12 protein-coding genes are annotated in these 13,357 nt (G+C 67.8%); 11 read left to right on the forward strand and 1 reads right to left on the reverse strand.

The window, feature by feature from the left end:
• Positions 1–194: 194 nt before the first annotated feature.
• A complete protein-coding gene (locus ABD231_RS01270; protein WP_344144206.1) occupies positions 195–1,466 on the reverse strand; it encodes an isochorismate synthase in 1,272 nt (423 codons plus the stop codon).
• Between the two features lie 270 nt (positions 1,467–1,736).
• Between ABD231_RS01270 and ABD231_RS01275 the strand changes: the two genes are divergently transcribed.
• The 11 genes from ABD231_RS01275 to nuoI all read left to right on the forward strand — a co-directional run bounded on the left by ABD231_RS01275 (position 1,737) and on the right by nuoI (position 13,353).
• On the forward strand, positions 1,737–2,435 hold the full coding sequence (locus ABD231_RS01275) for a demethylmenaquinone methyltransferase (protein ID WP_344144208.1): 699 nt from the start codon (positions 1,737–1,739) through the stop codon (positions 2,433–2,435).
• 164 nt (positions 2,436–2,599) lie between these two features.
• The gene (locus tag ABD231_RS01280) at positions 2,600–3,913 is read left to right on the forward strand and encodes a geranylgeranyl reductase family protein (RefSeq protein WP_344144210.1); all 1,314 of its coding nucleotides are present in this window, start codon (positions 2,600–2,602) and stop codon (positions 3,911–3,913) included.
• A 107-nt stretch (positions 3,914–4,020) separates the two neighbouring features.
• Entirely contained in the window at positions 4,021–4,380 is a 360-nt protein-coding gene (locus tag ABD231_RS01285; RefSeq protein WP_132411643.1) for an NADH-quinone oxidoreductase subunit A, read from the forward strand.
• 1 nt (position 4,381) lies between these two features.
• Positions 4,382–4,936 carry a NuoB/complex I 20 kDa subunit family protein gene (locus tag ABD231_RS01290; RefSeq protein WP_344144213.1) on the forward strand — a complete coding sequence of 185 codons (555 nt, stop codon included), beginning with the start codon at positions 4,382–4,384 and terminating at the stop codon, positions 4,934–4,936.
• Positions 4,933–5,640 (forward strand): NADH-quinone oxidoreductase subunit C, encoded by a 708-nt coding sequence (locus ABD231_RS01295; protein WP_344144215.1) that lies wholly within the window; start codon positions 4,933–4,935, stop codon positions 5,638–5,640. The genes ABD231_RS01290 and ABD231_RS01295 overlap by 4 nt, the downstream gene beginning before the upstream one ends.
• Positions 5,640–6,983, forward strand: a complete 1,344-nt coding sequence (locus ABD231_RS01300) for an NADH-quinone oxidoreductase subunit D (protein ID WP_344144217.1) — start codon at positions 5,640–5,642, stop codon at positions 6,981–6,983. The genes ABD231_RS01295 and ABD231_RS01300 overlap by 1 nt, the downstream gene beginning before the upstream one ends.
• Entirely contained in the window at positions 6,984–7,796 is an 813-nt protein-coding gene (nuoE, locus tag ABD231_RS01305) for an NADH-quinone oxidoreductase subunit NuoE (RefSeq protein ID WP_344144219.1), read from the forward strand. It abuts the gene before it with no gap.
• Positions 7,797–7,798: 2 nt separating this feature from the next.
• A complete protein-coding gene (nuoF, locus tag ABD231_RS01310; RefSeq protein ID WP_344144222.1) occupies positions 7,799–9,100 on the forward strand; it encodes an NADH-quinone oxidoreductase subunit NuoF in 1,302 nt (433 codons plus the stop codon).
• Positions 9,097–11,487 (forward strand): NADH-quinone oxidoreductase subunit G, encoded by a 2,391-nt coding sequence (locus tag ABD231_RS01315; RefSeq protein ID WP_344144225.1) that lies wholly within the window; start codon positions 9,097–9,099, stop codon positions 11,485–11,487. The genes nuoF and ABD231_RS01315 overlap by 4 nt, the downstream gene beginning before the upstream one ends.
• Entirely contained in the window at positions 11,484–12,806 is a 1,323-nt protein-coding gene (gene nuoH, locus ABD231_RS01320; RefSeq protein ID WP_344144228.1) for an NADH-quinone oxidoreductase subunit NuoH, read from the forward strand. Before ABD231_RS01315 ends, nuoH begins: the two co-directional genes overlap by 4 nt.
• Positions 12,799–13,353 (forward strand): NADH-quinone oxidoreductase subunit NuoI, encoded by a 555-nt coding sequence (gene nuoI / locus ABD231_RS01325; RefSeq protein ID WP_344144230.1) that lies wholly within the window; start codon positions 12,799–12,801, stop codon positions 13,351–13,353. The genes nuoH and nuoI overlap by 8 nt, the downstream gene beginning before the upstream one ends.
• The last annotated feature ends 4 nt before the right edge of the window (positions 13,354–13,357 follow it).

Raw genomic sequence — 13,357 nt, forward strand, 5'->3', positions numbered from 1 at the left:
CAAGCACTCCAACCACAAACCACCACTTGACAGCTATAGGAGCATCCCACCAACCACATCCCGCCCGCACGCGCGGCTGATCCGTGCCCAAGGTCCCCGCGACGGATCACTTTGTGCGCGCACCGACCACGTTTCGCTGACGCGAGTGATCGAGCCGTGCTCAAGGTGGTCGCGAGGGGCGGAGTGGCGCGTGGCTAGTCGCCGAGGGCGTCTCGCATGGGGACTAGTTTGGCGTTGGTTTCGGCTAGTTCGGCTGTGGGGTCGGAGCCGGCGACTATGCCGGCGCCGGCGAAGAGGCGCATGCGGCGGGGGTCTTCGGGGTCGGCTTGGCCGCAGCGGAGGGCTATGCACCACTCGCCGTCGCCGGCGGCGTCCATCCAGCCGACCGGGCCGCTGAAGCGGCCGCGCTGCATACCTTCGATCTCGCCGATGAGGTCGCGCGCCACGGGCGTCGGCGTACCGCAGACTGCTGCTGACGGGTGGAGGGCGGCGGCGAGGCCTAGGGCGGAGGCTCCGTTGTTGGCGACGCCGGCGACGTCCGTGGCGAGGTGCATCACGTTCGGCAGGTGCAGGACGAACGGGGTCTCCGGCACGTTCATCGACTTGCAGTGCGGCTTCAAAGCATCAGCCACCGACCGTACGGCGAACTCGTGCTCCTCCAGGTCCTTCGACGACCGCGCCAGCGACGCCGCCAACGCCAAGTCGTGCGCGTCGTCCCCGGTACGGCGAATTGTCCCGGCCAGCACGCGGGACGTGATCAGACCCTTCTCCCGCCGTACCAGCAGCTCGGGCGTTGCGCCGATCAGGCCGTCAACCGAGAACGTCCAGCAGTTCGGGTACGCCGTCGCCAACCGCCGAAGCGGCCACCGCAGATCGATCGGTTGTTCGGCGATCGCGATCAGGTCGCGGGCGAGCACCACCTTGTCGAGCTCACCGGAGGTGATCCGCTTGATCGCGTCGGCCACGATGCTCGACCAGTCCGTCCCGGACCGCGCTCCGTCGGCGAACGTGACGTCGTACACGGGGGAGGCCTCGTGCGTGACCAGATCGGGAGGTGCGGCGAGCGAACTCGCGGGTGAGATCGTCGTCACCCAGGTGGTACCGCCACGGCGTCCGACGATCACCTCGGGGACGACCAGCTCACCCGGATCCTCGTCGGTGAAACCGAACGACCCGAAGCAGACCAGTCCGGAGCCTGGTACGCCGATCTCGTCCCGTACGACGGCGGATCCGACCAGCTCCTGCCACCAGAGCACGGCGTCCCGAAAGCGGTTGCCACCGGCAACGTCGAGGCGTGCCGCGACTCCCCAGCCGATGTGACCGTCGCCACGTCGTACCCAGCTCAGCCCACCCTCGGCCGGCAGGTGATCGATCAACTGCGCTGCGACCCCGCGCACCGGCTGGCTCCGAACCACCAACTGCGGTGCGGACTGATGACCGGATCGGACCGGCTCAGACAGACTCACGCATCCACTCCTCGCTAGCGCTCAGGCCCCGGATCACGACGGCCGCTAATGCACCCACGAGAGGCAAGCGTACGACCGTCCGATGTCCAGCGAATTTCAGCGCCTGTCGCACCAGTGACGAACCTCGCGTCCCACATGCTCCCCGCGCCCCCTCTCATGGGTTCACCCATCAGCTTGTGGGTTCCCCCATTGCATGCGGGTGGGGAACCCACAAGCTCGTGGGTCAACCCATCGGATGGGGCGGGGGAGGGGGTGCGGGAGACTGGGGTGGTGACGCGTGCAGATCTGAGTAAGGACCCGGCTGCTGTGGCCGCCATGTTCGACAACGTGGCGGAGGGGTACGACCGGACGAACGCGGTCGCCACGATGGGGCTGGAGAAGCTGGTCTGGCGGCCGGCGACGCTGGCCGAGATCGCGCCGCGGAAGGGGATGAAGATCCTGGATCTGGCGGCCGGGACCGGCGCGTCGAGTATCAAGTTGCGCGAGGCCGGGGCCGAGGTGGTGTCGTGCGACTTCTCGGTCGGGATGCTGCGGGTCGGGAAGCGGAACCACCCCGAGCTGGACCTGATCGCGGGGGACGCGCTGCGGTTGCCGTTCGCCGATGACACTTTCGACGTGGTGACGATCTCGTGGGCCCTGCGGAACGTGAACGACGTCACCGTCGCACTGCAGGAGATGCTCCGGGTGACCCGGCCGGGTGGTCGGCTCGTCATCCTCGAGCAGTCGCATCCGACCTGGAAGCCGTTCCGGGTGGTCTACCTCGAGTACATGATGCGCGCCGTACCGGTGGTGGCGAAGGTGGTGTCGAGCAACCCCGAGGCGTACGAGTACCTGGCTGAGTCGACCCGGGCCTGGCTGCCGCAGGAGCCGTTGGCCCGGACGATCGAGGCGGCCGGGTGGACGCGAGTGCACTGGGCCAATCTGACCGGTGGTCTGGTCGCCATCCACCGGGCGGTGAAACCGGCTTAATTACGCAACGAAAACGGCGCGTAATTTGCTTGCTGGCAAGGGGGTTGGGGCGAGTTTCGTGTCCGCGTCAGGCAGTCCTAGACTGTCGGATGACCAGGCTTAGTGAATCCCTTCACGAGCCCTGAGCCAGCCTATAGAGCCCCCAACTTCCAGGTCGGGATGAGATGAGCGAGAGCGTGCCGAGCGGGCAGCAGTCGGAGTCAGCCGATGTGATCGTCGTCGGCGCCGGACCCGCAGGTTCCTCCGCGGCGTACCACCTGGCCAACGCCGGCCTCGACGTCCTGCTGCTGGAGAAGACCGCGTTCCCGCGGGAGAAGGTCTGCGGCGACGGGCTCACCCCGCGCGGGACCAAGCAGCTCATCAACATGGGCATCGACATCTCCGAAGAAGCCGGCTGGATCCGCAACTACGGGCTGCGGATCCAGGGCGCCGGACATGTCCTCCAGCTCGACTGGCCGGATCTGGCCAGCCACCCGAACTACGGCCTGACCCGGAACCGGATGGACTTCGACGACCTGCTCGCGCGGCAGGCGGTCAAGGCCGGCGCGCAGTTGCGCGAGCGGACCAACGTGACCGGCCCGATCCTCGACGACAAGGGTCACATCGTCGGGGTCACCGCGAAGCCGGTCGACGACAACGGCCGCCGGGACGGCGCCGACATCGAGTTCCGGGCGCCACTGGTGATGGCGGCCGACGGCAACTCGTCGCGACTGAGCATCGGGATGGGCCTGCACAAGCGCGACGACCGGCCGATGGGCGTCGCCGTACGGACGTATTTCACCAGCCCGCGGCACGACGACGACTACCTGGAGTCCTGGCTCGAGCTGTGGGCCGACGACCCCAAGCAGACCGGCCAGAAGCTGCTGCTGCCCGGCTACGGCTGGATCTTCGGGATGGGCGACGGCACCGTGAACGTCGGCCTCGGCATCCTGAACACCTCCGATGCCTTCGGCAAGGTCGACTACGCCGACCTGCTGAAGGCGTGGCTGAAGAACACGCCGGAGGAGTGGCAGTTCCGCGACGAGTTCCAGACCATCCCGATCCGCGGGGCGGCGCTGCCGATGGGCTTCAACCGGCAGCCGCACTACACCCGCGGGCTGATGCTGCTCGGCGACGCCGGCGGCATGGTCAACCCGTTCAACGGCGAGGGCATCCCGTACGCGATGGAGTCCGGGATGTTCGCCGCCGAGGTCGCCGCCCAGGCCCTGCACCGGCAGCCGAACCAGCGCGAGCGCGCGCTGTCGGCGTACCCGAAGGCGCTGAAGCAGGAGTGGGGCGGCTACTACTCGCTGGGCCGGGTCTTCGTGAAGCTGATCGGAAATCCGGAGGTGATGCGGCTCTGCACGAAGTACGGTCTGCCGCGCACCACCTTGATGAAGTTCACCCTGAAGTTGCTGGCCAACCTCACCGACCCGCGCGACGGGGACGTGATGGACAAGATCATCAACGGGCTCACGAAGGTCGCCCCGGCCGCCTGATCGGCGGGGCGAGTGAGCTGAGTCACTCCGGTACTGATAACACAGTGCTGGCTGAAACGAACTGAAAAAGACACCGACCACCGGCTGTAAGGAAGGAGCCCAGAGCGATGCACCCCTACGTCCCGATCCTCGCTCTCGGTGTACTCGCGGCGCTCTTCGTGCTGGGCAGCATCACCGTGAGCGCGCTGGTCGGCCCGAAGCGTTACAACCGGGCCAAGCTCGACTCGTACGAGTGCGGGATCGAGCCGACCCCGCAGCCGGTCGGCGGTGGCCGCTTCCCGGTGAAGTACTACATCACCGCGATGCTCTTCATCGTGTTCGACATCGAGATCGTCTTCCTCTACCCGTGGGCGGTGGCCTTCGACCAGATGGCGCTGTTCGGGCTGATCGAGATGGTCATCTTCATCGTCACCGTCTTCATCGCGTACTCCTATGTGTGGCGTCGCGGTGGACTGGAGTGGGACTGATATGGGTCTAGAAGAACAGCTTCCGGCCGGCGTACTGCTGGGCACCGTCGAAGGTCTGCTCGGCTACATGCGGAAGGCCTCGCTGTGGCCGGCGACCTTCGGTCTGGCCTGCTGCGCGATCGAGATGATGACCACCGGCGCACCGCGGTACGACGCGGCCCGGTTCGGCATGGAGGTCTTCCGGGCGTCGCCGCGGCAGGCCGACCTGATGATCGTGGCCGGCCGGGTGAGTCAGAAGATGGCCCCGGTACTGCGCCAGATCTACGACCAGATGGCGGGCCCGAAGTGGGTGCTCGCGATGGGCGTCTGCGCCTCGTCCGGCGGCATGTTCAACAACTACGCCGTCGTCCAGGGTGTGGACCACGTGGTCCCGGTCGACATGTACCTGCCCGGCTGCCCGCCGCGGCCGGAGATGCTGCTGGACGCGTTCCTGAAGATCCACGACCAGATCCAGCACAGCAAGCTCGGCGCGCACAAGAAGGCGCTGCAGGCCGAGCAGGAGGCCGCCGCCCTGACGGCCGCTCCGACGCTTGAGATGAAGGGCTTGCTGCGGTGAGCGACACGCAACCCGAGAACCTTCCGGCGACGTCTGACGCTGGTGACGCACAGACGCCGGGCGCGGAGGTGATCGACCAGCGCGAGGGCATGTTCGGTGTCCGCGGGACCGGCGACACCTCCGGCTTCGGCGGCCTGCGCCGCCAGGTCGCACTCCCCGGCGGTACGCCGAAGCCGTACGGCTCGTGGTTCGACGGAGCCGTCGACCGGCTCGAGGGGCTGGTCGGTGGTGACGCGCTCGAGAAGGTCGTCGTCGACCGCAACGAGCTGACCCTGCACGTGGCCCGCGAGCAGCTGGTCGCGGTCTGCCAGCAGCTGCGGGACGACGAGGCGCTGCGCTTCGAGTTCTGCTCCGGCGTCAGCGGTGTGCACTACCCGCACGAGACCGGTCGCGAGCTGCACGCGGTCTACCACCTGTTCTCGATCACCCACAACCGGCGGATCCGGCTCGAGGTGTCCTGCCCGGACGCCGACCCGCACATCCCGTCGATCGTCTCGGTGTACCCGGCCAACGACTGGCACGAGCGCGAGACCTGGGACTTCTTCGGCATCATCTTCGACGGGCACCCGGCACTGACCCGGATCCAGATGCCCGACGACTGGCCGGGGCACCCGCAGCGCAAGGACTACCCGCTCGGCGGCATCGACGTCGAGTACAAGGGCGCCGTCATCCCGCCGCCCGACACGCGGAGGTCGTACAACTGATGACCGAAACACACGCAGACCCCTACGCGACGACGCGCGACACCACCGAGGGCAAGGTCTTCACCGTCACCGGTCAGGACTGGGACTCGGTGGTGGCCGGCCTCGGCGAGGAGCCCGAAGAGCGGGTCGTGGTCAACATGGGGCCGCAGCACCCGTCGACGCACGGCGTGCTCCGGCTGATTCTCGAGCTCGACGGTGAGACGGTCACCGAGGCCCGCTGCGGCATCGGCTACCTGCACACCGGTATCGAGAAGAACATGGAGTTCCGCTCCTGGACCCAGGGCGTCACCTTCGTGACCCGGATGGACTACCTCTCGCCGTTCTACAACGAGACGGCGTACTGCCTGGCGGTCGAGAAGCTGCTCGGTATCGAGGACCAGATCCCCGAGAAGGCCAACGTGCTCCGGGTGCTCCTGATGGAGCTCAACCGGATCAGCAGCCACCTGGTCTGTATCGCCACCGGCGGTATGGAGATCGGCGCGCTGACCGTGATGACGATCGGGTTCCGCGAGCGCGAGATGACGCTGGACCTGTTCGAGCTGATCACCGGCCTGCGGATGAACCACGCGTTCATCCGGCCCGGCGGGGTCGCCCAGGACCTGCCCCCGGGCGCCCTGGACAAGATCCGCGAGTACATCACCTGGATGAACAAGCACCTCCCGGAGTACGCCGAACTCTGCAACGCCAACCCGATCTTCAAGGCGCGGCTGAAGGACGTCGGCTACCTGGACCTGGCCGGCTGTATGGCGCTGGGCATCTCCGGACCGACGGTGCGTTCGACCGGCTACGCGCTGGACCTGCGCAAGACCCAGCCGTACTGCGGCTACGAGACCTACGACTTCGACGTACCGACCTGGGACAGCTCGGACTCGTACGGCCGCTTCCGGGTCCGGCTGCAGGAGATGTGGGAGTCGCTGAAGATCATCGAGCAGTGCGCCGACCGGCTGGAGAAGATGGACGGCGACCCGGTGATGGTGGCCGACAAGAAGATCGGCTGGCCGAGCCAGCTGGCGGTCGGCAGCGACGGGATGGGCAACTCGCTCGACCACATCAAGCACATCATGGGCGAGTCGATGGAAGCCCTGATCCATCACTTCAAGCTCGTCACCGAAGGGTTCCGGGTGCCGGCCGGTCAGGCCTACGTGGCGATCGAGTCGCCGCGCGGCGAGATGGGCTGTCACGTCGTCTCCGACGGCGGCACCAAGCCGTACCGGGTGCACTTCCGGGACCCGTCCTTCGCAAACCTGCAGGCGATGCCGATCATGTGTGAGGGCTCACAGGTGGCCGACGTGATCGTCGCCGTTGCCAGCCTTGACCCGGTAATGGGTGGAGTGGACCGATAGATGGCCAACGATCACGCGACTGCGACCAACGTCCCGGTCCCCTACAGCACCGGTGACTCGAACATCACCGAGACCACCATCGCGGAGATGCGCGAGCTGGCCGCCCGGTACCCGGTCGGCCGCTCGGCCCTGCTGCCGATGCTGCACCTGGTGCAGTCGGTCGAGGGCCGGGTCACCCCGGAGGGCATCGAGGCCTGTGCCGACGTGCTCGGGCTGACCGGCGCCGAGGTGTCCGCGGTGGCGACCTTCTACACGATGTACAAGCGCCGCCCGGTCGGCGAGTACCACGTCGGGGTCTGCACCAACACGCTCTGCGCGGTGATGGGCGGCGACCTGATCTTCGAGCGGCTGAAGAGCCACCTCGACGTCGGGAACGACGAGACCACCGAGGACGGCAAGATCACCCTCGAGCACATCGAGTGCAACGCCGCCTGCGACTACGCGCCGGTGATGACGGTGAATTGGGAGTTCTTCGACGACATGACGCCGGAGTCGGCCACCCAGCTGGTGGACGACCTGCGGGATGGCACCGAGGTGAAGTCGCCGCGAGGCGCCACCATCTGCTCCTGGCGCGAGGCCGAGCGCGTGCTGGCCGGCTTCCCCGACGGCCGCGCCGACGAGGGCCCGACCGGTGGCAAGGCCTCGCTGGCCGGCCTCCGCCTGGCCCGCGAGCGCAACTGGACCGCCCCGAACGGCAGCAGCAACGGCAGCGCGCCGGCCCCGCTGGACGCCGTACCGGGTCCGCGTCCGGAAGACCAGCCGGGCAAGGAATCCCAAGCGGTCAACGGCGACGATTCGCGGAAGGAGAACTGACCATGCTGACCCCGGTACTGTCCGACAACTGGGACCAGATCAACGCCTGGCAGCTCTCGTCGTACCAGCGCACGGGTGGGTACGACGCCCTTCGTACGGCGCTGGCGATGCAGCCGGCCGACGTGGTCACCGCCGTCAAGGACTCCGGTCTGCGCGGTCGTGGCGGCGCGGGCTTCCCGACCGGGATGAAGTGGTCGTTCATCCCGCAGGACAACCCGAAGCCGAAGTACCTGGTGGTGAACGCCGACGAGTCCGAGCCGGGCACCTGCAAGGACATCCCGCTGATGATGGCCTCGCCGCACACCCTGGTCGAGGGCGTCATCATCTCGTCGTACGCGATCCGCGCGAGTGTCGCCTTCATCTACGTCCGCGGTGAGGTCCTGCACGTGATCCGCCGGCTGCAGCAGGCGGTCCAGGAGGCCAAGGACGCCGGCTTCATCGGCACCAACATCCTCGGCACCGGCTACGACCTGGACGTCGTCGTGCACGCCGGCGCCGGCGCCTACATCTGTGGCGAGGAGACGGCGCTGCTCGACTCGCTGGAAGGGCGTCGTGGTCAACCTCGGCTGCGTCCCCCGTTCCCGGCGGTCGCCGGTCTGTACGGATGCCCCACAGTGATCAACAACGTCGAGTCGATCGCTTCTGTTCCCGCCGTGATCAAGAACGGCGCGGACTGGTTCTCCTCGATGGGCACCGAGAAGTCCAAGGGCATGACGCTGTACTCGCTGTCCGGGCACGTCACCCGCCCGGGCCAGTACGAGGCGCCGATGGGTATCACGCTGCGCCAGCTGATCGACCTGGCCGGTGGTATCCGCGAGGGCCACGAGCTGAAGTTCTGGACGCCGGGCGGTTCGTCGACACCGCTGCTGACCGCCGAACACCTCGACGTCCCGCTGGACTACGAAGGTGTCGGTGCGGTCGGCTCGATGCTGGGCACCAAGGCCCTGCAGATCTTCGACGAGACCGTGTGCGTGGTCCGCGCCGTACTGCGCTGGACCGAGTTCTACAAGCACGAGTCCTGTGGCAAGTGCACCCCGTGCCGTGAGGGCACCTGGTGGCTGGTGCAGATCCTCGAGCGGCTCGAGAAGGGCCAGGGGTCCGAGGCGGACCTGGAGACCCTGCTCGACCTGAGCGAGAACATCACCGGCCGCTCGTTCTGCGCGCTGGCCGACGGTGCGACCGCGCCGATCACCAGCTCGATCGCGCACTTCAAGGACGAGTATCTGGCGCACTTCACCCACGGCGGCTGCCCGTTGGACCCGATGGCAAGCACCGTCTTCGCGACTGCTGGAGCTAACGCATGACGACCGCTGAAGTGGAGCGGACCGACCTGATCACCGTCACCATCGACGACATCGAGGTCAAGGTTCCGAAGAACACCCTGCTGATCCGGGCCGCGGAGCAGATCGGGATCCAGATCCCGCGGTTCTGCGACCACCCGCTGCTCGACCCGGTCGGCGCCTGCCGCCAGTGCCTGGTCGAGATCACCGACGCCGGCAACGGCCGCGGGATGCCGAAGCCGCAGGCCTCCTGCACGATCACCGTCGCCGACGGCATGGTGGTCCGCACTCAGGTGAGCTCGCCGGTCGCGGACAAGGCCCAGCACGGTCAGATGGAATTCCTGCTGATCAACCACCCGCTGGACTGCCCGGTCTGCGACAAGGGCGGCGAGTGCCCGCTGCAGAACCAGGCGATGACGAACGGCCGCGGCGAGACCCGCTTCCACGAGATCAAGCGGACCTACCCGAAGCCGATCAACATCTCGGCCGAGGTGCTGCTGGACCGCGAGCGCTGCATCCTCTGCGCGCGCTGCACCCGCTTCTCCGAGCAGATCGCCGGTGACCCGTTCATCGCGCTGATCGAGCGGGGCGCGCTGCAGCAGGTCGGCATCTACGAGAAGGAGCCCTTCGAGAGCTACTTCTCCGGTAACACCATCCAGATCTGCCCGGTCGGCGCGCTGACCAGCGCGGCGTACCGGTTCCGGTCGCGGCCGTTCGACCTGGTCTCGGTGCCGTCGGTGGCCGAGCACGACGCGTCCGGTGCCGCGATCCGCGTCGACTACCGGCGCGGCAAGGTGATGCGCCGGCTGTCCGGTGACGACCCGCAGGTCAACGAGGAGTGGATCTCGGACAAGGACCGGTTCGCCTTCAACTACGCGAGCACCGGTGACCGGCTGACCCACCCGATGATCCGCGAGGACGGCGTACTGCGGCCTGCTTCGTGGCCGGAGGCGTTGTCCTTCACCGCGGAGAAGCTGACCGCGGCTCGTGGCAACGCGGCCGTCCTGACCGGTGGCCGGCTGACCCTCGAGGACGCCTACGCGTACTCGAAGTTCGCGCGGGTCGCCCTCGGCAGCAACAACATCGACTTCCGGGCTCGCCCGCACTCCGCCGAGGAGGCCGACTTCCTGGCCGCCGCGGTGGCCGGTAGCGGCCTCGGTACGACGTTCGCCGATCTCGAGAAGGCCGGATCCGTGCTGTTCGCCGGGTTCGAGCCGGAAGAGGAAGCGCCGTCGGTGTTCCTGCGGCTGCGCAAGGCCGTCAAGGCCCACGGCACCAAGGTGTTCACGGTCGCCGCCTTCGCCTCGCGCGGAGTCGAGAAGCTGAACGGCGTCGTCGTACCGGCCGCGCCGGGCACGGAGGCCGCCGTACTGTCCGAGCTGAGCGGTGAGGCCAAGGCCGCGCTCGGTGCGGACTCGATCATCATCGTCGGCGAGCGGCTGGCCAGCGTCCCGGGTGGGTACTCGGCCGCGCTGCGGCTGGCGCTCGACACCGGTGCGCAGCTGGCCTGGATCCCGCGTCGCGCTGGTGACCGCGGTGCACTCGAGGCCGGTTGTCTGCCGGGCCTGCTGCCCGGTGGCCGTCTGGTCTCCGACGCGCAGGCACGCGTTGACCTGCAGGCCGCGTGGGGTGTCGACAGCCTGCCGGCCACGCCGGGCAAGGACCTGACCGAGATCCTCGCGTCCGCTGCGTCGCTGGATGCACTGGTCGTGGCGGGCGTCGAGGTCGACGACCTGCCGGACCCGGCTGCTGCGCTGGCCGCACTGGCCGCAGCGCCGTTCGTGGTCAGCTTCGAGGTTCGCAACTCGCAGGTGACCGAGCACGCCGACGTCGTCTTCCCGGTGGTTCCGCCGGCGGAGAAGGACGGCACCTTCGTGAACTGGGAGGGTCGCGAGCGGCCGTTCCCGGTGGTCCTCAAGGTGCCGGCCGCGATGCCGGATGTCCGCGCCCTGGCCGCACTGGCCCAGGAGATGGACCTCACGCTCGGATTCACCACGCCGGCCGGCGCCAAGCGCGAGTACGACGAGCTCGGTCGCTGGGACGGAGACCGCTCGCAGGAGCCGACGTACCCGGCCGGTCCGGCGCTCGGCGCCTTCGACTCCACCCGCCTGGCGACCTGGCGGATGCTGATCGACGACAGCCGCGCCTGCGACGGCGAGCCGCACCTGACGGCGACCGCGCGCAAGCCGGTTGCCCGGCTCTCGGTGACCACGGCACACCGCGTCGGCCTCGCCGACGGTGACGAGCTGGTGATCAGCACCGATGCCGGCTCGATCCGGCTGCCGGTCGCGATCACCCCGATGACCGACAACGTGGTGTGGCTGCCGACCAACTCGGCCGACTCGCACGTACGTCGTTCGCTGCACGCCGATCACGGATCGATCGTGACGATCGCCGGAGGAAACGCATGATCATGACTCCGCTGGCCGCGCCCCCGGACGCGGGCGTCGGCCATGACCCGTGGTGGGTGATCGGCCTCAAGGTGCTGATCATCTTCGTGCTGCTGGTCGTGCTGACGCTGTTCAACATCTGGTGGGAACGCCGGGTGGTGGCGCGGATGCAGCACCGGGTCGGACCGAACGTGCACGGACCCTTCGGTCTGCTGCAGTCGCTGGCCGACGGTGTGAAGCTGATGCTCAAGGAAGACCTGATGCCGAAGGGCGTGGACCGGTTCGTCTACGTCCTGGCGCCGGTGATCGTCGCCGTACCGGCCTTCCTGACCTTCGCGGTGATCCCGTTCGGGCCGACCGTGAAGATCCCCTTCACCGAGACCTACACCCGGTTGCAGCTCACCGACCTGCCGGTGTCGGTGCTGTACGTGATGGCGATCGCCTCGATCGGTATCTACGGCATCGTGCTCGGCGGCTGGTCGTCCAACTCGACGTACTCGCTGCTCGGTGGCCTGCGCTCCAGCGCCCAGATGATCTCCTACGAGGTCGGCATGGGCCTGGCGCTGGTGACGGTGTTCCTGTTCGCCGGTTCGATGTCCACTTCGGAGATCGTCGCGGCGCAGAGCACGCACCAGACGGTGAATCTGTTCGGCGTGGACATCCCAATCCCCGGTTGGTACGCGTTCCTGTTGTTCCCGTCGTTCGTGATCTACGTGGTCTCGATGATCGGTGAGACGAACCGGGCGCCGTTCGACCTGCCGGAGGCCGAGGGGGAGCTGGTCGCGGGCTTCCTGACCGAGTACTCCTCGATCAAGTACGCGATGTTCTTCCTCGCCGAGTACATCAACATGGCGACGGTGTCGGCGCTGGCGACCACGCTGTTCCTGGGCGGCTGGCAGGCCCCGTGGCCGATCTCGCTGTGGGACGGCGCGAACTCCGGCTACTGGCCGGTGCTGTGGTTCTTCGGCAAGCTGATGGCCTTCATCTTCTTCTACATCTGGTTGCGCGGAACGCTGCCGCGACTGCGCTACGACCAGTTCATGAAGCTGGGCTGGAAGATCCTGATCCCGGTGTCGCTGGGCTGGATCCTGCTGGTCGCCACCGTCCGCGCGGTCGGCCGGGAGACCACCTTCAGCCGGACCACGCTGCTGGTCGCGGCCGGGGTCGTGGTGGTGCTGGCACTGCTCAGCATGCTGCTCCCGGGCAAGCCGAAGGACGACAAGACGCCTGAGGTTGCCGACGGCAAGGACTTCGACGCGTTCGCCGGCGGGTTCCCGGTGCCACCACCGATCGTGGATACACAGACTGACAGTCGCAGCAAGGAAGGCAGTCGTGGCTAGTGTCAAAGAGTCCCTCTGGGACCCGGTAGCCGGGTTCGGGGTCACCTTCCGGACGATGTTCCGCAAGGTGTTCACCGAGGAGTACCCGTTCGAGAAGAAGCCGACCGCACCGCGCTTCCACGGCCGGCACCAGCTGAACCGCTGGCCGGACGGTCTGGAGAAGTGCATCGGCTGCGAGCTGTGCGCCTGGGCCTGCCCCGCGGACGCCATCTACGTCGAGGGTGCCTCGAACGTCGACGGCGAGGACTCCGCGCGGTACTCGCCGGGTGAGCGGTACGGCCGCGTCTACCAGATCAACTACCTGCGCTGCATCCTCTGTGGACTGTGCATCGAGGCGTGCCCGACCCGGGCGCTCACGATGACCAACGAGTACGAGCTGGCCGACACCAGCCGCGCCTCGCTGATCTACGAGAAGAAGGACCTGCTGGCCCCGATGCTTCCGGGCATGCAGGAGCCGCCGCACGCGATGCAGCTGGGCGCGACCGAGAAGGACTACTACCGCGGCCTGACCGGCGCGGCCGGCACCGATGGTGGTGACGCCAAGTGATCCC

This window comes from Kribbella yunnanensis, assembly GCF_039529655.1.
In the GTDB taxonomy this organism is placed as follows: Bacteria; Actinomycetota; Actinomycetes; order Propionibacteriales; family Kribbellaceae; genus Kribbella; species Kribbella yunnanensis.